Annotated in this window: 26 protein-coding genes and 5 tRNA genes; all 31 read right to left on the bottom strand. The window is 40.0% G+C overall.

The genetic code is table 11. The features are described from left to right. Positions 1-13 precede the first annotated feature (13 nt). The 31 genes from HMPREF1040_RS05480 to kdsA all read right to left on the bottom strand — a co-directional run bounded on the left by HMPREF1040_RS05480 (position 14) and on the right by kdsA (position 21282). Positions 14-463: an ACT domain-containing protein gene (locus HMPREF1040_RS05480; protein WP_007392954.1), complete on the bottom strand. Its 450-nt coding sequence runs from the start codon at positions 461-463 to the stop codon at positions 14-16. Continuing rightward, complete coding sequence (locus HMPREF1040_RS05485) at positions 460-1389, bottom strand: NAD-dependent epimerase/dehydratase family protein (protein WP_007392992.1); 930 nt, start codon at positions 1387-1389, stop codon at positions 460-462. Before HMPREF1040_RS05485 ends, HMPREF1040_RS05480 begins: the two co-directional genes overlap by 4 nt. Before the next feature lie 15 nt (positions 1390-1404). Continuing rightward, positions 1405-2253: a ChbG/HpnK family deacetylase gene (locus tag HMPREF1040_RS05490; RefSeq protein WP_007392962.1), complete on the bottom strand. Its 849-nt coding sequence runs from the start codon at positions 2251-2253 to the stop codon at positions 1405-1407. 7 nt (positions 2254-2260) lie between these two features. Then, positions 2261-3196 (bottom strand): ribonuclease HIII, encoded by a 936-nt coding sequence (locus HMPREF1040_RS05495; protein WP_007392975.1) that lies wholly within the window; start codon positions 3194-3196, stop codon positions 2261-2263. A gap of 1 nt (position 3197) precedes the next feature. Next, positions 3198-4016, bottom strand: a complete 819-nt coding sequence (locus tag HMPREF1040_RS05500) for an RNA methyltransferase (protein WP_007392944.1) — start codon at positions 4014-4016, stop codon at positions 3198-3200. Between the two features lie 86 nt (positions 4017-4102). Further along, positions 4103-4570: a hypothetical protein gene (locus tag HMPREF1040_RS05505; protein ID WP_007392977.1), complete on the bottom strand. Its 468-nt coding sequence runs from the start codon at positions 4568-4570 to the stop codon at positions 4103-4105. Positions 4571-4581: 11 nt separating this feature from the next. Next, entirely contained in the window at positions 4582-5073 is a 492-nt protein-coding gene (gene coaD / locus HMPREF1040_RS05510) for a pantetheine-phosphate adenylyltransferase (RefSeq protein ID WP_007392946.1), read from the bottom strand. A gap of 2 nt (positions 5074-5075) precedes the next feature. Continuing rightward, complete coding sequence (gene rsmD / locus HMPREF1040_RS05515) at positions 5076-5630, bottom strand: 16S rRNA (guanine(966)-N(2))-methyltransferase RsmD (protein WP_036257757.1); 555 nt, start codon at positions 5628-5630, stop codon at positions 5076-5078. Positions 5631-5711: 81 nt separating this feature from the next. Next, entirely contained in the window at positions 5712-6329 is a 618-nt protein-coding gene (plsY, locus tag HMPREF1040_RS05520) for a glycerol-3-phosphate 1-O-acyltransferase PlsY (protein WP_007392981.1), read from the bottom strand. After that, positions 6326-7657, bottom strand: a complete 1332-nt coding sequence (der, locus tag HMPREF1040_RS05525; protein WP_007392979.1) for a ribosome biogenesis GTPase Der — start codon at positions 7655-7657, stop codon at positions 6326-6328. Before der ends, plsY begins: the two co-directional genes overlap by 4 nt. Positions 7658-7773: 116 nt before the next feature. Then, complete coding sequence (locus HMPREF1040_RS05530; RefSeq protein WP_007392990.1) at positions 7774-9684, bottom strand: bifunctional 4-hydroxy-3-methylbut-2-enyl diphosphate reductase/30S ribosomal protein S1; 1911 nt, start codon at positions 9682-9684, stop codon at positions 7774-7776. Further along, complete coding sequence (locus HMPREF1040_RS05535; RefSeq protein ID WP_007392961.1) at positions 9681-10295, bottom strand: 1-acyl-sn-glycerol-3-phosphate acyltransferase; 615 nt, start codon at positions 10293-10295, stop codon at positions 9681-9683. The genes HMPREF1040_RS05530 and HMPREF1040_RS05535 overlap by 4 nt, the downstream gene beginning before the upstream one ends. Continuing rightward, positions 10292-10963 (bottom strand): (d)CMP kinase, encoded by a 672-nt coding sequence (gene cmk, locus HMPREF1040_RS05540; protein ID WP_007392936.1) that lies wholly within the window; start codon positions 10961-10963, stop codon positions 10292-10294. The genes HMPREF1040_RS05535 and cmk overlap by 4 nt, the downstream gene beginning before the upstream one ends. Next, the gene (locus HMPREF1040_RS05545) at positions 10960-12201 is read right to left on the bottom strand and encodes an NAD(P)/FAD-dependent oxidoreductase (protein WP_036257759.1); all 1242 of its coding nucleotides are present in this window, start codon (positions 12199-12201) and stop codon (positions 10960-10962) included. The genes cmk and HMPREF1040_RS05545 overlap by 4 nt, the downstream gene beginning before the upstream one ends. Before the next feature lie 14 nt (positions 12202-12215). Further along, the gene (locus HMPREF1040_RS05550) at positions 12216-12932 is read right to left on the bottom strand and encodes a pseudouridine synthase (RefSeq protein ID WP_007392966.1); all 717 of its coding nucleotides are present in this window, start codon (positions 12930-12932) and stop codon (positions 12216-12218) included. Continuing rightward, the gene (scpB, locus tag HMPREF1040_RS05555) at positions 12904-13488 is read right to left on the bottom strand and encodes an SMC-Scp complex subunit ScpB (RefSeq protein ID WP_007392972.1); all 585 of its coding nucleotides are present in this window, start codon (positions 13486-13488) and stop codon (positions 12904-12906) included. The genes HMPREF1040_RS05550 and scpB overlap by 29 nt, the downstream gene beginning before the upstream one ends. Beyond that, entirely contained in the window at positions 13463-14179 is a 717-nt protein-coding gene (locus HMPREF1040_RS05560; protein WP_007392940.1) for a ScpA family protein, read from the bottom strand. The genes scpB and HMPREF1040_RS05560 overlap by 26 nt, the downstream gene beginning before the upstream one ends. Before the next feature lie 127 nt (positions 14180-14306). Beyond that, positions 14307-14395: transfer RNA gene (locus tag HMPREF1040_RS05565), tRNA-Leu, on the bottom strand. Between the two features lie 16 nt (positions 14396-14411). Further along, a tRNA-Cys gene (locus tag HMPREF1040_RS05570) sits at positions 14412-14485 on the bottom strand. 3 nt (positions 14486-14488) lie between these two features. Further along, a tRNA-Gly gene (locus HMPREF1040_RS05575) sits at positions 14489-14563 on the bottom strand. A gap of 7 nt (positions 14564-14570) precedes the next feature. Further along, positions 14571-14646 (bottom strand) — tRNA-Phe (locus tag HMPREF1040_RS05580). Between the two features lie 5 nt (positions 14647-14651). Then, positions 14652-14728 (bottom strand) — tRNA-Asp (locus HMPREF1040_RS05585). 137 nt (positions 14729-14865) lie between these two features. Continuing rightward, the gene (locus HMPREF1040_RS05590) at positions 14866-15954 is read right to left on the bottom strand and encodes an LptF/LptG family permease (RefSeq protein WP_007392978.1); all 1089 of its coding nucleotides are present in this window, start codon (positions 15952-15954) and stop codon (positions 14866-14868) included. Between the two features lie 15 nt (positions 15955-15969). Further along, entirely contained in the window at positions 15970-16689 is a 720-nt protein-coding gene (lptB, locus tag HMPREF1040_RS05595) for an LPS export ABC transporter ATP-binding protein (protein ID WP_007392969.1), read from the bottom strand. Between the two features lie 16 nt (positions 16690-16705). Continuing rightward, on the bottom strand, positions 16706-17434 hold the full coding sequence (locus tag HMPREF1040_RS05600; RefSeq protein ID WP_007392963.1) for an LptA/OstA family protein: 729 nt from the start codon (positions 17432-17434) through the stop codon (positions 16706-16708). Positions 17435-17436: 2 nt separating this feature from the next. After that, the gene (lptC, locus tag HMPREF1040_RS08405) at positions 17437-17889 is read right to left on the bottom strand and encodes an LPS export ABC transporter periplasmic protein LptC (RefSeq protein ID WP_369688068.1); all 453 of its coding nucleotides are present in this window, start codon (positions 17887-17889) and stop codon (positions 17437-17439) included. Next, on the bottom strand, positions 17796-17990 hold the full coding sequence (locus HMPREF1040_RS05610; protein ID WP_007392984.1) for a hypothetical protein: 195 nt from the start codon (positions 17988-17990) through the stop codon (positions 17796-17798). The genes lptC and HMPREF1040_RS05610 overlap by 94 nt, the downstream gene beginning before the upstream one ends. A 14-nt stretch (positions 17991-18004) precedes the next feature. Beyond that, complete coding sequence (locus HMPREF1040_RS05615; protein ID WP_007392980.1) at positions 18005-18901, bottom strand: lysophospholipid acyltransferase family protein; 897 nt, start codon at positions 18899-18901, stop codon at positions 18005-18007. Positions 18902-18915: 14 nt separating this feature from the next. Continuing rightward, positions 18916-19452 (bottom strand): HAD family hydrolase, encoded by a 537-nt coding sequence (locus HMPREF1040_RS05620; RefSeq protein ID WP_036257742.1) that lies wholly within the window; start codon positions 19450-19452, stop codon positions 18916-18918. Further along, complete coding sequence (locus tag HMPREF1040_RS05625; RefSeq protein ID WP_036257745.1) at positions 19449-20420, bottom strand: SIS domain-containing protein; 972 nt, start codon at positions 20418-20420, stop codon at positions 19449-19451. The genes HMPREF1040_RS05620 and HMPREF1040_RS05625 overlap by 4 nt, the downstream gene beginning before the upstream one ends. 16 nt (positions 20421-20436) lie before the next feature. Continuing rightward, entirely contained in the window at positions 20437-21282 is an 846-nt protein-coding gene (kdsA, locus tag HMPREF1040_RS05630) for a 3-deoxy-8-phosphooctulonate synthase (RefSeq protein ID WP_007392973.1), read from the bottom strand.

The following is a 21282-nucleotide window of genomic DNA, read 5'->3' on the forward strand; positions in this document are numbered from 1 at the left end:
ATACACTCCTTTATTATGCTTGACCGATAATTTTTACATTACTAACACTAGGCAATGCTTTTAATCGGGTTACCAATTCATCTACAGGAATACTTAAATTTTTCGTTTCTACCGAAATCGTAACATCGGCCATTCCTTGTAACGGAATACCTTGATTGATAGTCAAAATACTCCCTTGATTTAAGGCTACCGTATTTAACACTTGTGATAATTCCCCGGGTCGATCAAAAATCATTAACGCAAGCGTTACAATTTTCCCTTGTGATACCTCATAAAAAGGAAACACATAATCTTTATATTTATAGTAGGCACTCCGACTTAAGTCCATCATTTGCACGGCTTCATAAATCGTTTTATCTTGATGACTCTTTAATATTTCTTTAACACGAATCGTCTTTTTAATCGCTTCCGGCAAAATTTCTTCACTTACCAAATATAATTTTTCCCCATTCCCCTTTTTCATGGTTCCTCTCCCATCTTAAAATATGCATACGTCTGTTGTAAGCCAGTACGTAAATCTACTTGTGGTTTCCACTTTAACTCCTTAATAGTTCGCCTATTATCTAATACAGAACGATAAATATCCCCACTACGCACTGCTTGATACCGTATCGTTGGTTGATATGTAGCAAAAGATACCAACTGATTTTTTATCTCTTCGATGGTCGTTTCTTTAGCCGTACTAACATTGTAAATGCCTGATCGGATCGCTGATTCTAAAGCTGCTACATTCGCCTGAGCCACGTCTTTGACGTAAATAAAATCACGTGTCTGCGTGCCATCACCAAAAATAGTAAGTGCTTGTTGATGAACCAAACGATTAGCAAAGATATATACTACTCCGCCTTCTCCGTTGCTTCCCTGTCTTTCCCCATATACATTTGCATACCGCAAAATAACATAAGGCAAGCGGTATAACCGATGATACATCTGAATATATGCCTCAGCGGTAGCTTTGGTTAATCCATAAAAAGAAGTCGGTTCAACCGGTTCTGTTTCTTGTAGCGGCAATTGCTGATTATCGCCATACACAGCCGCTGAAGAAGAAAAAATAAATTTCTTAATGTGATATGTTCGACATAAATCAAGTACCTTAATCAACCCTATGATATTCAAATCTGCATCTTCTAAGGGGTGTTCCAATGAATAGGGAACCATCGTTTGTGCGGCTTCATGAAATACCACGTCAAATTTTCCTTGGGCAAAAATAGTTTCCATCTGTGCGATGTCACGAATATCCGCTTCATAAAACACAGCTTCTTTCGGTACATTTTGCAAACTACCCGTTGACAAATTATCCACTACCGTAATCTGATGTCCCGCCATAATAAGTGCATCCCCAATATGGGAACCAATAAAACCTGCTCCTCCAGTTATCAATATATTCATATTGTTACTCCTCTGTTAAAGCAACTCGCCATAATGAACTAATTGTATTTTTCTTGTTGTTACCAAATTTCGTATACGTACAGACAATAAAGCCTGTAATTCGTCTTCCCAATGGTATCCCCACGTAAATTGCTGCTTCATCTCATCTGTACTCATCGCTGGATGCATCATAATTTCATGTATACCAACGGGAAGTTGCTTAATAATATATTGCAAATGAGCTTCTGTCATGGATCCGCCATCCACCATGCCCCAAAAGTAATCCGTTGTCGTATAATGCCATTTCCGTACGGCCGTCATCGCTTGTTCGGATAGCCAAGTCAAGCCATTACGCCCCATAACACGAACTGGATTACCCGCAAACGCTTTAAATAAATAGGATTCGCGAGGAATGCGTACCCGATGAATATCATGTTTTTTCATAAGTGCTTGAACAATATTCCAAATCGGCGGCAACATATGTACATGCTGATGACTATCCACATGGGTAATGACTAACCCCGTTTGCTTGATTTTTTCAATTTGTGCATCCCATTCGTTATATACTTGCCTATAATCAATCTTGCCTAAGAACCCTTTTTTCATAACAGTTCCATAAGATTCAGGAAAAAGCCCTTCCGCATTTACCAAAGAAGGTACTTCTCGAATCCCCAAAATAGGCGGTAAAGAACCCACCAAGCACAAATGAATACCAATTCCAAGTCCGGGATTTTCCTTTGCAAGACGCACCGCTTCTTCGTAACAAGGACCATTAGCTAACAACGAAGTACTCGTCAATACGCCCTCTTGAAAAGCTTTGATTACGGCCTGATTCACTGACGTATGAATGCCGAAATCATCCGCATTAATAATTAAACGAGTCATATCTACCTCACCGTAAAAAATCAAATGTTTTAAAATGTAATTTTCCTACATAGGTCAGCTCATTTTTATCATGGGTTGACAAAAAATTTTCTATCGCTTTATGCACGCCTTGAAAGGCTCCTTTGGGAAACACCATCCCATAGGTATCAGAAAGTTGTTGCATACTTTCTAAAAAAGCCTGTCTTGCCAGAATGGATGCAGCTGCAACTGCCATATCCCGTTCACCTTGCGGAATTTGAACGATACGATGTGTATCCGCAATAGGACCCACCGCTTGCAGTACATACTCATCTTTACCGAACTTGTCGACTATTATACACGTACATTTGTCCGTTGACAAGAGTTGTTTTATGTTTTCTCCATGAATACTACCTAAAAGATCATTTAAATTTTTGTGTTTCTTTACAAAAGCGGTATATTTTTCATTATATACACAAGGCATCCATACTTGCAAGGAATAGCGAGTGCCTAATTGTGTCTTAATTTTCTCTGCCAATAAGGAAATTTTAGTATCCCCTATACTTTTACTATCTTGAACTCCCCATTGTCTAAAGAGCTGTTCTTCTTGTGTCGTAATAATACACGCTGCCGCAACTAAAGGTCCAAAAACATCCCCTTTTCCCGATTCATCACAACCCATCCAACGAGGAGATCTATCTTCTTTACTATATGCAATAGTCGCTGCGACCGGTGACGCAGCTGCACTAGCCACCGTTCCTAAGGTTTCCAACTGTCGTTTAATTTCCGTATCCTTACCCATACCGACAATAGATATTCCTTTTTTCTTGCTATAATATAAGTTAACTTGTCCCTGTATTCCACTGGTTGCACCGAATCGTAATTGGCAACCATAATTAATTTCTTTCTGCTCTAACAAGTGCAAGCCTTTTGCTGTCGCTTGATTAATATAGGCGGTAACCGCCGCTTGTAATACGGGGTTCACCTCATGCACCTCCTTCATAAGAAAAGCCATTCATTTCCCATGCTTTATATAATATCAAGCCAGCTGAAATGGCTACATTCAATGACTCTGTATTCACACACATAGGAATCGTAACCGTTTCCTCACACCGCTGCATAAAGAGCGGAGAAAGACCATTTCCTTCATTGCCAAAGGCCCACACAAAAGGCTGTTTATAATTCATTTTTTCATAAGAGCAAGCCGCTCCTGCCGCAGCAGCTACTAATCGCCGTGTAGTATGCTGACAAAATGACTGTAGCATATCCTCATCTACATGAGAAATGACCAAAATTTTAAACATGGCCCCCATCGCACTACGCCATACTTTGTCATTATAAATATCCACACAGTTTGGACTTAAAAGAATCGCACCAACGTCACAAGCTGCAGCCGTACGAATAATCGTACCGACATTTCCTGGATCTTGTATATCCTGTAAGTATACAACCGGTTGTAATAGCTGTAATGTTTCCGCTTCCGCAAGCGTATGGTTAAAGAAAGGTAACATGGCAATAATACCTTGTGAGGATGAAGTCATTTGTAATTTTTGATATACCGATGTGGATACACGAAAAAATTGCCACTGCAGTTCCTTGCCTCGTGTATATAACGCCATATGGTCAGTAGTTTTCTCCGTATCAACAATAAAACAAATACCTTGCCGTATCCCCTGTTGCAGGGCATCCGTAATTAACCGCCATCCTTCTACTAGCACGTGCTGCTCTTGTTGTCTACCTTTTTTTTGCTTCAACGAACAAGCCCGCATAATCAACCTATTATGGCGTGATGTAATCTCTTGCATATACGTTCTTCCTCTCTTCGGTACATAAAAAATCTAAAAATAAATGCAATATCAAATGATATTGCATTTATGTCTTCCCTTACACCTTATTCACGATGACTATCTTTTTTATTCGACTTCAATAAGCTTTCCCTATTCTGCTGAATACTAAACAACGTCTTTTCTAACGTTGTTTCTACATATTTCAAGACATCACCTGCATAGGTAATGGAACTCCCTTTTAACTCTTCTGAAGAGGCATTCGCTTGTGCTAAAATTTGCTGAGCTCGCTCTTGGGCCTGACGCACCAATTCATGTTCTTCGGTTAACTTAGCAATATAATCCTTTGCTTGTATAATCATATTATCTGCATGTTGTTTCGCATCAGCCAATATTTTTTCCCGTTCAGCTATAATCTGTTTCGACTGTACTAATTCTTCTGGCAATGTTTCTTTCAATTCGTCAATAATTTGCAATACTTCTTCTTCGCTAACTACTTTTTTGTTCGTAAACGGCATTTGTTTTGCATTTAATATGATGCTTTCCAAATCTTCTACTAATTTGTCCGACTTCATGTCTTCCACCCCTATGCCTTATATTTATCTTTAAATCGTTCTTTTAATCGCTTTTCTACATATGCAGGAACCATACCATCCAAGTTCCCTCCAAAGCAAGCTAATTCTCTAATACCCGTAGAACTAATATACGAATATTGGGTACCTGTCATAATAAACACCGTTTCAAGGTCAGGTTCCACTTTTTTCATTAATAAAGCTCGTTGAAACTCATATTCAAAATCACTCAAAGCACGCAAGCCTCGAATAATAAATTTAGCACCGCGTTGCATCGCATATTCATTTAACAACCCTTGAAAGCTAACCACTTCCACCTGCGGTATGTGTTTCGTTGTCGCCACGAGCATTTCTTCCCGTTCTTGCATGGTAAATAAAGGTTTTTTTGAGGGATTTTCAAACACAGCAATAATTAATTTATCAACTAGTTTGCTTCCCCGTTCAAATATATCAATATGTCCATTCGTAACAGGATCAAAACTCCCTGGGCAAATTCCAATTCGCACGTTTACACTCCTTCCCGATAAGCGCGAATAAATGTAATTCGCGTATCCTTACCATAGGATTTTTCTCTAATAACGGTATACAATGGATGGACTTCAATAGATTCTTCCTTGCTATGTTCCATAAGTATTAGCCCGTCTGGACATAATAAGTGATAGTGAAATATATCGCTAATCGTATCATTCACCAACCGTTTATTATATGGAGGATCCGCAAAAATAAAGTGAAATTGACGCCCTTGCAATTGTTTTAACGCACGATGTACATCATAGGGCAAAATTTCCATTTGCTCTAAAAATCCACACCGTTTGCCATTTTCCCGAATAAGATCGACCGTATGATGATCAATAAATACGCCCTGCTTAGCACCGCGACTCAATGCTTCTAGCCCTAACGCACCCGTTCCAGCAAAAATATCCAACACATGTGTATCGTGTAACGATGTTGCTGTTAATATATTGAATAGACTTTCACGTGTCCGATCTAATGTCGGTCTTGTTAACCTTCCCGCAGGAGATTTTAATATGCGCCCACGAGCCTTACCGGATATGATTCTCACACCATCACCTACCCGTATGGTTTTATTATACACGGTTTTATATATAGATTAAAGACTTTCCTACAAAGATTTTTGTATTGTTTACTCTTTCGTAATACGTTGTACTTTTAATTCTTTGCCCTGAATTAAACGGACTATGTTATCTTTGTGACGTACTACCACTAATATTGCGGCGATTACACCCAACACAACAACCGGCATAGGTTCGCCCCACACGTACATGATAAGAGGTGCTACTATAGCACCCACAATGGATCCTAAGGAAACTAACCGTGTCAGTCCCACTAAAACAGCCCACACCAAAAACACAATAAGCGTCGGAACTGGTGCCAAAAAGAGAATAACACCTAAGCCTGTGGCGACTCCTTTTCCCCCTTTAAATCGTAAAAAGCAAGAACATGAATGCCCTACAATAGAAATTAAACCGCCCACAATCATGCCATACAGAAGTGCATGGGGAAAAGCAGCTTGGGCCGCCAATCCTCCTAAATATACTCCCAATAAGCCTTTGCAAAGATCCATAATAAGCACCGCCGCACCGCCGGCTTTACCAAATATACGGTACGAATTAGTTGCCCCTGTATTATGACTACCATATAAGCGCGGATCCGTATGAAAAAACAATTTACCAACCACTAAGCCACTTGGAATAGAGCCAATAACATACGATAAAACAAGCCACAAAATACCCGTCATCATAGTTCTAATTCCTCCCGTTTTCCTCGTATAATCAAACGAATAGGCGTTCCTTCAAACCCAAATGTTTCACGCAATTTATTTTCTAAAAACCGCTCATAAGAAAAATGCATTAATGAAGGTTCATTGACAAATAAAATAAATGTCGGTGGTTGTACTGAGGCTTGTGTCATATAATAAATTTTTAATAATTTACCTCCTTTAGCTGGTGGCGGATTTGTTAATTGTGCATCTTCTAGTAATTCATTTAACACACTCGTAGAAACACGCATGTGCTGCTGTTCTGAAACAAATTTTACCATATCTGCCAACCGATGAATGCGTTGTTTCGTTAAAGCGGAAGCAAATAAAATAGGAGCATATTGCAAAAAAGCAAGTTCTCGCCGTATATCCTCTTCAAATTTTTGACTCGTCTTACTATCTTTTTCAATTAAGTCCCACTTATTCACGACAATAATGCACCCTTTACCTGCTTCGTGAACATAACCAGCGATTTTTTTATCTTGTTCCGTTACACCTTCCGTTCCGTCAAGCATCAATACCGCTACATCAGACCTATCCACCGCTCGTAATGCCCGCACGACACTATACCGTTCTACGGGGATATCCACCTTGGCTTTCCGTCGCATCCCAGCCGTATCAATCAGTACAAAAGGAGTTCCCTCATAACTCCAATGAGTATCAATAGAATCACGAGTAGTACCCGGTACATTACTAACAATCACTCGTTCTTGTCCAAGCAAGGCATTGGTCATCGACGACTTCCCCACATTAGGACGCCCAACTAAAGCAATATGAATAACGTCATCGCCGTCTTCTTCGCCAGGATTAGTTTGAATATGTTTCAATACTTCATCTAACAAATCACCTAAATTCATCAAATTAATCGCCGAAACACCTATCGGATCACCTATACCGAGTCCATAAAATTCATACATATTCATTTCTTGTTCCACACTATCAATCTTATTGACCACCAGAATAACCGGTTTTCCTGACGTACGCAAGATCGTTGCCACTTCTTCATCTTGTGGTTGTATGCCTGTCTTTCCATCCACAACAAAAAGGATTACATCCGCTTCACGAATAGCTAATTCTGCTTGATACCGCATACTAGAAAAAATATGTTCCTTTTCATCGACAAATTCAATTCCACCTGTATCAATCATAGTAAATTCATGACCTAACCATTCTGCGTCAAAATATATACGATCACGTGTTACCCCTGGAATATCTTCGACAATAGAAATTCTTTTTTTGACAATAGCATTAAACAGTGTTGATTTTCCCACATTGGGACGCCCCACTACAGCTACTAAGGGTTTATACATAACGTTCTCCTTTTAAAAAAGGATAACCGGTATTTGCCGGCTATCCTTTCATTTTTTCAAATAATATATACAGCTATCACATACGTTCACATGCTATACGATAATGCCTTCACTGTTTATTCATTATCACCGGTATCTACTATCGCTAATGCACTTAATGAAACCTTATGTTTATCAGGATCAATTTTAATAATTTTCACCTTCATCGTATCGCCAATTTGAACAATGTCTTTTACGGCTACGCCCCGTTGTGGTGTTAATTCAGAAATATGTAACAACCCTTGTATTTCTGGGTCAATAGCTAAAATAGCTCCAATATTTAAAATTTTGATAACCTTTCCTTCTACGACATCCCCTACGGCAAATTTTTCAATCGCTTCAATCCAAGGATTTTTCTGTAATGCTTTTATGGATAAGGAAATACGATTACGTTCCCGATCAAATTGCTGTACCAATGCATGTACTGTATCGCCAACGGAAAGTACATCTTCAACTGTATTGATCCGTTTCCACGAAATATCAGAAATGTGCAATAATCCTTCAACGCCACCTAAATCAACAAATGCTCCATATGGCATAATTTTAACAACGGTTCCGTCTACTTCTGTATTTTCTGCAATCGTAGCTAATGCTTTTTCTCTTTTTTCTTCTCGTTCTGCTTCTAAAACAGCTTTTCTTGACAGAACCAACCGATTTTTATGTTCATCCAAATCGATAATTTGGGCCTCGAATGTTTTTCCTACTAAATGCTCTAACGTTTTAACAAAATGAATATCCCCTTGCGATAACGGAATAAACCCACGTAATGTTTTAATCGAAACAACTAACCCCGCCTTATTGGTTTCTTTTCCTACGCATTCTACCACTTGATTGGCATCATATGCTTGACGCACTTCTTCCCAATCAGCTTCTTTCTGCATCTTCACAAGAGAAACAACAATAGCGCTTTCTTCCTTAATCGCACTGGCAATAACTACTTTAAAGGTATCGCCAACAGCAACAAAATCACTTGCTTTTTCTGGTGCAGGAACGGCCATTTCCTTTTTTGGCAGGATTGCTTCTGCTTTCGTACCAATGGAAACAAAAGCAGCGTCATCATTCACAGAAATAACGGTACCGTCAACCACGTCACCCTTCTTTAAATTTTCATCGTAATCATACTGGTTTAACAATTCTTCACTCATTACTTCTGCGTTGTCTGCTTGACAATTTTCCATAACTTTAACAACCTCCTGTATTATCCAATCCGGCGTAGAAGCACCGGCTGTAATGCCTATATGATGCATATCATGAAACTGGGTTAAATCTAATTCTTCCGCCGTTTCTATATGATATGTTGGGCAATCTTGTTCACGACAAACTTGGGCAAGGCGACCTGTATTGGCACTATTTCTTCCCCCAACAACAATCATCGCATCAACTCGTCTTGCTAATTCAATTGCCGCTTCTTGACATTGTTGTGTAGCCGTACAAATAGTCATATGCGTTTCTAAATGATTTGTTTTTAATTTCAAAATATCCACGATATGATTATACTTTTCTTGCGAAAAAGTTGTTTGTACAACGACCCCCATATTTTCACAAAAAGGAATTTCCTGTGCTTCTTCTTCCTTATCTATTATAATAGCACGATTTACCCCCCATTGGGAAATACTAATTACTTCAGGATGATTTTTTTCTCCAATAATGACTAATTTTTTTTCTTGAGACACTATTTTCTTCGCATCTTGTTGAGCTTTTTTAACATGTGGACAAGTTGCATCTACTAATTGCACTTTTTTTTCTTGGGCTTCCTCATATACTTCAGGTCCCACACCATGCGAACGAATTAACACCGTTTCCCCCGCATGGACTGATCGCAAGTTATCTATCGGTGTCACGCCTTGTTGCGCCAACTGTTGTACCACTTGAGGGTTATGAATAATCGGTCCTAGTGTATGCGTCCCCGCTGTTGCCTTAGAGGCCATATCCACTGCACGCCGTACACCATAGCAAAAGCCACAATTCTTGGCTATTTCTACTTTCATACGCCCGTTCCTCCATGTTCAATTAACATCTGATGTAATGTCTGTCTCATCTGTTCACAAAATTGCTGTACCGCTTCTTTATCCGTTGCTTTCGCTGTAGGCGGAAAAACAAGATCCCCAAATATAACTTTAACGGGGCCCCTTTTTTTCGGCAATGGTCGAGAATTAATAATCGCAACGGGTAACACGGGCACCCCTGTTTTGATTGCTAATGACGCAAATCCATCATGAAACCTTCCTAAAACACCTTTTTTATGCCGTGTGCCTTCAGGAAAAATACCTAAAATTTCACCGCTTTTAAGTACTTTTAATGATTCTACAATCGCAGTTCGATCTGTCACCCCTCGTCGCACAGGAAATGATTTCATATAGCGTAAAATATACCGCATAACAGGATGCCGAAACAATTCTTCTTTAGCCATAAAATGAATAAACCGATGTGATACGGCTGTTCCTACTAAAGGTGGATCAAAGTAGCTTTCATGATTAAAAATCATAATAACTGGTCCTTGTCGTGGTACCTTTTCTTTACCGCTAACACGCATACCGATAAACACATACATCACCAAATTAAATAGCTGCCGCAATATTGGATCAATATATTTTCTCATGCCTGTTTCTCCTTAATAAGCTTAATAATATATGCCGCCGTTTCCTCTAAAGACAAATTACTATTATCTACGATAATTGCATCGTCGGCACAAGTTAAAGGAGCTATTTCCCGATGAGAATCTTGATAATCTCGTGCTTTAATATTTTCTATAACGGCATCTAATGTAATCGCTTCCCCTTGTTGTTGATATTCAGCAAATCGCCGTTTAGCTCGTGCCTCTACAGAGGCGGTTAAAAAAATTTTCAATTCCGCCTGCGGTAATACAACCGTGCCAATATCTCTACCATCTAAAATAACACCACCCCCTGCCGCCATCTGTCGTTGTAATTCTACCATTTTTCTCCGTACAACCCCTAAGGCTGCAACGGAGGATACCTGATCAGATACAATGGGTGTGCGAATCGCAGTAGTCACATCACGTCCATTCAAATACACTTTATACCCCGCGGCTTCTCGATTTAAGCTGATTTCGCTTTGTGCTAACATACGTTCCACCGCTACTTCATCGCATATGTCAACTTGTGCTTCTTGTAACGCTAACGTAACGGCTCGATACATCGCCCCTGTATCAATATATAAATACTGAACTTGTGAGGCCACTATTTTTGATACGCTACTTTTGCCAGAACCAGCCGGTCCATCAATAGCTACGCTAATGAGCTTCATCCAACTTCCTCCTGTGCCGCTTGTTTTCCTGCCACATAACCCGTAGAAAAAGCAGCCTGTAAATTATATCCTCCTGTAAACGCATCAATATCCAATACTTCTCCCGCAAAATATAGGTGTTGTATTATTTTGGATTCCATCGTTTTAGGATTAATTTCTTTAACATTGACACCGCCAGCAGTAACAATCGCTTCCGTTAACGGACGGGTCCCCGTAATAGTCAAAGGTATATGTTGCAATACCTCTACCAATGCACTTCGTTGTTCCTTCGTCAGTTGATTCACTACCAAGTCTTCAGGAATATGAGCTTGTGCTAAGACAATGGGCAATAATCGCTGAGGCAACAATTTTTTCAACGCATGTCCAACCTGTTTACGAATATTTGCTTCTACATCTCGTTGTATCCGTTTGTCCAATTGCTCGACCCGTAATGCGGGCTTAACATTTAACTTCAATATAAGCGGATACGTCCATTTACGTTGATGTGCTAAGATACTACTTAATCGCAATATCGTAGGCCCTGATACACCAAAATGCGTACACAATACTTCTCCAAATTCATTGCCAATTTGCTTTTTTCCTTGCCACAATGATACTTCCGTATTTTTTAACGTAAGCCCCGATAATTGATTGGGCCACGTTTCTCGTGTAACAAAAGGGACAAGTGCAGGTCGCAATTCAGTCACTTCATGCCCTAACTGTCGAGCAAACCGATACCCATCACCAGTCGAACCGGTCGAGGGATACGACATGCCCCCTGTCGCAATAATACATGCATCAAACGTGTATGTACATTGCATCGTTTCAACAACAAAATGACCCATTGTATGTTCAATCGCTCGTACCGTTTCATTAAGCTGTATATCCACGCCTACCCGAAGTAATGCCTTGTACCATAATTTACGCACTTCAATAGCACTATCACTCAAAGGAAAAACTCTTCCTCCACGTTCCACCTTGGTTTCTAATCCCCATTGATGTACTAATTTGCATAAATCTTGATTTGAAAATTGACCGTACGCACTATATAAAAACCGTCCATGCCCTGGTGTATTAGCAATAAATTCTTCCATCGAACAAGCATTCGTTAGATTACATCTTCCTTTTCCCGTAATGCCCATTTTCTTACCGACAATATCATTTTTTTCTAAAAGCGTAACCTTTACTCCCGCTTGAGCCGCCGCAAATGCAGCCATACACCCTGCGGCACCACCACCAATAACACCAACACGTTTCATATCCATATATTCCCCTACTTATATTTATATAAATCGGCAACTTCTTCTCGCGTCAATGATCGATACGCACCTCGTTTAACTCCACTTAACGTCAAAAAAGCATATTGAACTCGCCGTAAATTATGTACTTGATAACCTACATATTCCATCATCCGACGTACCTGTCTATTTCGCCCTTCATGAATCGTAATTTCTAAAGAAGTAATATTCGTATGACTATCATACCCAATATAATATACATCCGCTGGTGCGGTCATACCATCCGCTAAAGGTACTCCATCTGCTAACTGTTGTAAAACGGCATCACGAATACGCCCTTTTACTTTAATTTCATACGTTTTATCTACCATTTTACTCGGATGCATTAATATATTGGCCAATGTCCCATCATTGGTCATCAGTAATAAGCCTTCCGTATTTTGGTCTAATCTACCAACCGCATAAATTCGTTCTGGCACCTTTTTAAAATAATCCATCACCGTTTCCCGACCTTTTTCATCACTCGCCGTAGTGATGACCCCTTTCGGCTTATTAAATAAATAATACCGTTTCGGTTGTGCTTCTATCCGTTTACCATCAACAATAATAATATCTCGTTGCGGATCTACCTTTAGACCTACTTCCCGAATAATGATGCCATTAACTCGAACCCGTCCTTCTAAAATAAGTTTTTCCGATGCACGACGCGAAGCCACACCATAGTTACTCATCACCTTTTGTAATCGTTCCATCCATATCCTCCCTTGTTTCTTTCTGCAACGTCATGTTCACACTCGCAACCAACTCATCTACCGAATTTATTCCTAAACACTCCAAAAAATAGGGAGACGTTCCATACATAATAGGTCTTCCCGTCACCTCTTTACGCCCTAAATCAACAATCAATCCTTGATGAATTAATGTCCCCAATATGCGTTCAGAAGATACCCCTCGAATTTGTTCAATTTCCACTCGCGTAATCGGTTGTTTAAAGGCTACAATAGCTAATACTTCCATGGCAACAGTAGATAATTCCTTGGTTTCTTTTTTAACCCAATGAATCTGTTCATATAAGGTTGGATCTGTCGCTAACTGATATCCGCCAGCTACATTAATCAGAATGATGCCTCGTTGTTGAATTTGTAATTCCCTTTGTAATTCCCTTGCAACCTGTATTACTTGCTCCATCGTCCATCCTGTATGGGCAACAATTTCCTGTCCCGTTAGCGGTTGACCGCTTAAAAAAAGAAGGGCTTCTAAAATCGCTGTTTTTCGTTCTTTTTTATCTTCCTGAAGCTCGTAAGGCAATACTATTTCCATCCTTTCCGCAAGCGATCGTCTTCCCTTTTCCCTGTTTTAATAATTCCAATACAGCCAAAAAGGTAACAATCAATTCTACCTTACTTTGACATTCCGCAAAAATAGCATATAGTGCTACTGCTTGGGAAGCTTTATCTAGCTGATACAGAATACGCTGCATACATTCTTCTACGCTATAAATTTCTCGTTGTAAATAAATCGGTCTCTTTTTTTCTTTTTTTAATGCTTGATAAGCTACTGAAAATGCCTGATATAACCTAGGTGCCTCTATGTTTCCGACAAACTTTTCTGAACACATGGCAGGCGTTCGTTCACGTGCTACCATTTGACGACGTATGTCCCAAAAAGAACGTAACACATTGGCGGCTTGTTTCATTTGTTTATATTCGACTAATTGCTGCACTAATTCATCCCGTAATGACGTTTCTTCTGTTTCATTCTGTCCTGCCGTCTTCGGTAAAAGGGAATATGATTTTATTTTTAATAATGTGGCCGCCATCAAAAAAAATTTACTAGCATAATTTACATCAAATCCATGTAGTTGTTTAATATACGCTTGAAATTGATCGGTAATTTCAACAATAGGAATGTTATAAATATCGACTTTGTTCTTTTCGATTAAATATAACAGTAAATCTAATGGACCTTCAAAGTCAGATACTTTATATTGATATTCCATATGCCGCTCCTATTTTATTATAAGGTAAGTAAAGAAAAATTACAAAAAAAGGTTTGGACATATATCCAAACCTTTTTTTTGATGATGAAGGCCTTACAAAACCTTACTTCCACCGCCATTTTCTTGTTGGTGCCGGGGACCGGAGTCGAACCGGTACGGATATCACTATCCGACGGATTTTAAGTCCGTTGCGTCTGCCAATTCCGCCACCTCGGCATGATGAAGTAAAAAATGGAGGCGGCACCCAGAATCGAACTGGGGATGAAGGTTTTGCAGACCTCTGCCTTACCGCTTGGCTATGCCGCCATTTGGAGCGGAAAACGAGGCTCGAACTCGCGACCCCCACCTTGGCAAGGTGGTGCTCTACCACTGAGCTACTTCCGCATCATCATGGTGCTCAGGGACGGAATCGAACCGCCGACACGGGGATTTTCAGTCCCCTGCTCTACCGACTGAGCTACCTGAGCAAATATGGCGACCCCGATCGGATTTGAACCGACGATCTTCGCCGTGACAGGGCGACATGTTAAACCGCTACACCACGGGGCCATCTTACACACATTGTGCAAAACACTTTTGTGCCTTGAACAAGAAACATTCTATCACGAAATAAATCCTTTTGCAAGCACTTTTTTTATAATTATTAAAAATATAAGTAAATCCATTGAAAACTAAAAAAAAGGGGGCTATTTCACTTGCCTCAAAATGAGTCCTATGCCTACAATGCCGCAGATAATATCTGGTAAAAATGCCGCTACTACTGGAGGAATCACCCCCCCATTACCCATAGAATTAGTCAATGTCATAATCGAATAATAAATAAAAATAGTGACCACACTAATACCAAAACCAATCGATGAACTCCCCCGTTGCTTCTGTATTCCTAAAGGTGCACCAATAAAGGCACAAACTAAACTAGCTAACGGTAAAGCAAACCGATTATATAATTCCACCTTCAATTTATTCGTATCTACGTGATTTGCTTCTAACAGACGAATTTGCATACGAATTTCTCGAATGGTAAGTTCTTCTGGCTTTTTTTGTTCCATATATATCTTATCTGGTTGTTGCGTAATCGGTAATTCTTGATTTTCAAAAGTTAAGGTCCGTGTACTTTCTTCCCCTTGTGAAACATCATAAAGAACGCCTTCATGTATCAACCATTTATATCCATTCCAATCAGCTCGATCTGCCTTTTCTACCCGCACCAAGCGATCATTTTCAAATGCTTGTACGGTTATATCTTTAAACTGTTTCGCCTTGCCATCATATTGCCTAGCATAGACCAAACTACTAATCTTATCGCCTTGCACATTTTTTATAATAATATGCTCCTGTGATGCAGGAACAGCCCGATGTTGTATTTCTTCATTAATAATCGTATTATACGCATTATTTGCCCGTGGTACGACAAATTCATTAAAAGCAGTCGTGCCAAGAGAAATAAAAAAAGCGACTGCGAAAACAGGAAGTGCTAAACGCACAAAATTCTGTCCTGCTGCACGCATAACAATAATTTCACTTGATGATGACAAACTCCCAAACGCCATCAATGAACCTAATAGCACAGACATAGGAAACGTCAAAACAATAATAGATGGCAAGGCCAACACAAACACCTTGCTAACAGCCGCTAATGATGCACCATATTCATTGATCATCATCGCAATACGATACAATGTTCCCGTTCCTACAAATACAGCCGTAAAAGCACATACACCAAAAAGGAAAGGATTAATAAATTCTTTTAGTATATATCGATCTAAAATCCGCATAAATCTGCTCCTTTCCTACATATGAAATGTTTCCCCTAAATAAAATTTTTTCGCCACCTCATCTTGTGCGATATGTGTAGGTGTTCCTTCTAACAAAATACGTCCTTCACTTAAAATATAAGCCCTGTCAACAATACTTAATGTTTCTCGAACATTATGATCTGTAATTAACACCCCTATACCGCGTTGCTTTAAATGACTAATAATACCTTGAATTTCATTTACCGCCAATGGATCAATACCTGCAAATGGTTCATCTAATAAAATAAACGCTGGATCGGTCACTAAACAACGAGCGATTTCTACCCGTCTTCTTTCTCCCCCCGATAATTGAATCCCTGGAAAATCTTTAAGCCGCGTAATGGAAAACTCCTCCATCAAAGCTTGTGCCTTCTTTTTCTGTTCCGCCTTCGTCAACTTAGTCGTTTCTAATAAAGCCAGCAAATTTTCTTCTACCGTTAATTTACGAAAAATAGACGCTTCCTGTGGCAAGTACCCAATACCATAAGCCGCACGACGATGGATAGGCAGCTTTGTAATATCCTTATGATCGACCATAATACTCCCGCCCGTAGGATGCTCAATGCCAACAATCATATAAAAAGTCGTCGTTTTTCCTGCACCATTGGGACCTAATAAACCAACGACTTCTCCCTGCTCTACATGAATGGTAACACCATTTACGACCTGCCGTTCTTTATATACTTTTGTTAAATGATGAGTTTCAATGCGCATAAAATTCCTCTATTCTCTAAGATTGAGATGGGCTTATCACGATGGTCGAACGGCTAAATGTCCGTATCGATTCATCTCTCCGCCGTACCTGCACAGCTTCTCCTCGAAACATGCTTTTTCGTTGTGTCGCACTTACATTTCCCGTTAACACTAATACGCCATCATCTTTGCCTGGTGTTTGCGTATATACGGCTTGATTCCCCGATGCATGCAAGCGATCTGTTGCCGAATAAATCCGTACACGCCCCGTGCCAATCGCTTTTACTGCACCTAACCAAGCTTCAATTTTATCCGCATGCAACTGATATCCTTGTGCTTGTAAAAAAGCGTTGCCTGTAATGATACCATATTCACGTGAAATGAGATAATCTACCTTATTTCCTTTTATTTCCTTATCTTTTTGTTTAATGTATACGCCACCATCTGCCACAACATGCTGTTGCTGATACACGCCTACCTTCTTTGCTTGTATCAATAACCCTGGTTGTGTAAGGACAGGATGTCCTGTCAATTCCGCCACATCTCGCTGAATATGATACCGTGCCTGTTGTCCCGTAATTTTCGTAGTACCACGAGAAACGACTACATGACCGGCGGCAGTAATCGTTTGTGCTTGGCCATTAAATTCCATTTGATCGGCTGTTACCGAAACAGGTACTGGTGCTGCCTGTATCGACAGAACACTTGTGCTGATTAAGGCAACTATGCCAATAATCATCCCCCACTCTTTTCCTGTATGTTTCATATTTATTCTCCCTTAGTAAGTTTTGCCTGTCCTTTTAATTTTACATGTTGTAACGATACATCTGAGATAAACGAATTCGCTTGTAACTTAATACCATCAGAACGATAAATAACCACTGGTCCCCCCGTAATAGTTTCAGTCTTTCCATTATAAACGATATTACCTTTCGTCTGTAAGCGATCGCCTTGAGATGTCGTAATTTCTATGGGGGCTTCTATAATTACCTTCGCCTGTTTTCGATCAATCAAACAAGCGGATGCATGAAAAGACATCACCATACCTTCCGCACTGCAAAATTTTCCCTGTGGTTGTTTAACATAAACCTGTTGTGTATCTTGATCTACTTTGATTTGTCGTGACTCTATCCGCCAAACAAGTCTTCCTTTTTCCGTTCTTCTATCCCCTGTGTGCCTTGAAAAGAAATGGCCTTTACCAATGCTCGTGGTAATGTAGATTGTTCCGTCTGACGTAATATGCTATATAAAAGCACTATAAAAAGAAAGACAACGCTACCAGCGATAATCACTTTTTTATACTTGCGAAAGAGAGTTTGCACGTCTATCTTCTCCTTTATGACTCCGTATGCATCGATGCTTGTTGCGTCCGCCAACGGTGCTGAAACCATAACCATTCTGCCGGATAGGTTTGTATAAGACGTGCTGTTTCTGCCGTTAACAATCGCGTCACTTCTGCAATATCCTTCGTTGTATCTCCCGTTGGTTCATACGCTATTTCTTTCCCAATTAAAACCCGATGATGATGCTGTTCATCATGAATAGCAAAAATAGGCACAATTGGTGAGCCAAATTTACAATAAAATTGAGCGGGGCCTTTCGGCGAAGAGGCAAATTTCCCTAAAAATTCATCTGGTACACCATCTTCCCCGCCATCTTGATCTGCTAAAAATCCTAAAATCTTTTTTCTTCGCAACGCTCTCGCCGCAATAATCATCGCATTACCACCACGTTCAAAAACTTCTAATCCCATCATCCGCCGATGTTCATTTAATAAACGTGTCAATTGATCGTTCGGCTGATTTTTAACGATAGTTGTAGTTGGATATCCATACAAGGAAAGAGCCGCTCCCATCCATTCCCAATTGCCAAAATGAGCAGTTAACACAATAACTCCTTTATTTTTATCCAACGCCTGCTGTAACCGTTCTTCATGCTCTAACGTTACAAACGTATGTATATTTTCTTTACATAACTGCGGCGTATATAATATTTCCAACAAAGACTGCCCTAAATTAGCAAATACCGCCGCAATAATCGTTTCCGCTTCCTTTTGCGTACAAGCTAGGCCTTGCATAATATGACGAATGCCGCGTTCTCTTTGTTTATGCAATATTTTTTCACCCAAAGGTCCTAATTTTCGTCCCCACGCAATAATGCGTTCATACGAAAATTGACAAATGAGTTTACTAATGCCGCGAGCAAGATAATATTGCCATCCCGTTCTTGACATAAAAATATTCCTCCCTATTGTCGCACGTCACTGCGATAATCTTCATACTGTTGTAGTACTCTTTCCCATCGTTTCTCTTGTCGCAAAAGGTATTCTATCCATTCACGCACAGCACCTTTACCACCAGGATATATAGATACCCAAGAAGCTATCTTCCGCACTTCTTTACAAGCATCAGCTGGAGCACCGCTATACTGACAAGCTTTTAGTACAGCCATATCATTAATATCATCCCCCATATAAGCCACTTGCGAGACTTCTATCCCAATTTGCCGACACAATGCCTGTAACGCTATGAGTTTATTTTCTACTCCTTGATATATATAATCAATTCCTAAATCGGCTGCCCGCCGCTTCACCATATCGGATAGTCGGCCCGTAATAATCGCTGTTTTGAATCCTGCCAACCGTGCTAAAGAAATCCCCATGCCATCACGTGCAGAAAAGCACTTATATGCTTCTCCTTGGGGGCCATAATACAAAGAACCATCGGTCAAAACCCCATCAACATCAAACGCCAGTAAAAAAAGCGACTTTGGTTGTATCATCATATCACCCCTTGTTTCAACAAATCTGTAATATGAATCATTCCTACCGCTTTTCCTGTTTCATCTACGACAGGAAGAACCGTAATAGGTCGTGGTTGATGTGTTTCCATAATATGTAATGCTTCAGCAGCCAATTTATTCTCTTGAATTTGCCGTGGATTTTTAGTCATCATTGCCTCAATCGGCCACTGCAAAAAATTAGTTCCCGTTTCCAGTCCACGCCGCACATCGCCATCAGTCACCACACCCACTAACAAGCCTTGTGCATCAACAATAGAAACAGCCCCTAACCCCTTTTCGGTCATCATAAACAGAGCATCTTGTACGGTTCCATCTTCCGGTAAAACGGGGTGTTCTTTTCCTTTATGCATCACTTGTGCTGCCGTAAGCAATAATTTTTTACCTAACGAACCGCCAGGATGAAAAACAGCAAATTGGTCTTTTGTAAAATGATGACTTGACAGTAAAACCACCGCTAGGGCATCCCCTAGTGCTAAGGAAACAGTCGTACTCGTAGTCGGAGCTAAGCCTAATGGGCAAGCTTCTTTTTCAATCGCTACTTCTAGAATAACATCAGCATTTTGAGCCAACGTTGAATTATGATTGCCTACGACAGCAATCATCTTTGCCCCTATTCGTTTTAATGACGGTAAAATTTGAACTACTTCTGGTGTTTCACCACTATGAGAAAATGCCAAAACAACATCATTCACGGTGACCATACCTAAGTCACCATGAATGGCTTCACCAGGATGCAAATATACAGAAGGCGTACCCGTACTGGATAACGTTGCCGATACTTTTCTGGCAATGTGTCCCGACTTTCCCATTCCCGTCACAACGACTCTTCCTGATGATGCCAAGATCAATTGTACCGCCTGTACAAAGCTTTGATTTAAAAGAGGGGCTAATTTTTCAATACCTTTCGCTTCTTGTAAAAGCACATCCCTTGCCGTTTCCAATATATCCATCATTATATACTCCTATTTATTTAGCCGTACTTACACTTTTTTTCGTTATTTCATGAATCGCTACCATATCTTTTAACACCGCTTCTACTTGCGATAAATAAAGCATATTAGGTCCATCACTCAAGGCCTCTTCGGGGTTATCATGTACTTCCATAAATACGCCGTCAATCCCTGCACCAGCTGCTGCTCGAGCTAAATTACCAATAAACTGCCGCTGCCCTGAAGATTTAGTACCAGCTCCTCCCGGCAATTGTACACTATGTGTTGCATCAAAAACAACAGGATAACCAAAACTGCGCATAATAGGTAAGCCACGCATATCTACAACTAAATTATGATAACCTAAACAAAATCCCCGTTCCGTTAATAGTAAATTTTCATTTCCTAGTCTTTCCATTTTAGATAATACATTTTTCATATCTTCCGGTGCCATGAATTGCCCTTTTTTAACATTCACGCATTTACCCGTAGCTGCTGCCGCTTCTAGTAAATCAGTTTGTCTACATAAAAAGGCCGGAATTTGCAATACATCTAATACTTCTGCAGCCCGCTGGGCTTGATCTGGCGTATGAATATCACTCACAATTGGCACTTGTAATTCCTCTTTAATACGTTGTAGCATAGCCAATCCTTTTTCTATACCCGGTCCACGAAAAGACGTATAAGACGAACGATTTGCTTTGTCAAAAGAGGCTTTAAACACATATGCGAGCCCCAAACGTTGACAAATATCTTTCATAACTTTACCAATAGCTAATACACGTTCTTCTTCTTCCAATACACATGGACCAGCTAAAACAAACAACTTTCCATCATCTGCTACGGTAATATTTCCAATTTTAACAGGCTTTACTCTTTCCAC

It is taken from the genome of Megasphaera sp. UPII 135-E (assembly GCF_000221545.1).
In the GTDB taxonomy this organism is placed as follows: Bacteria; Bacillota; Negativicutes; order Veillonellales; family Megasphaeraceae; genus Megasphaera; species Megasphaera hutchinsoni.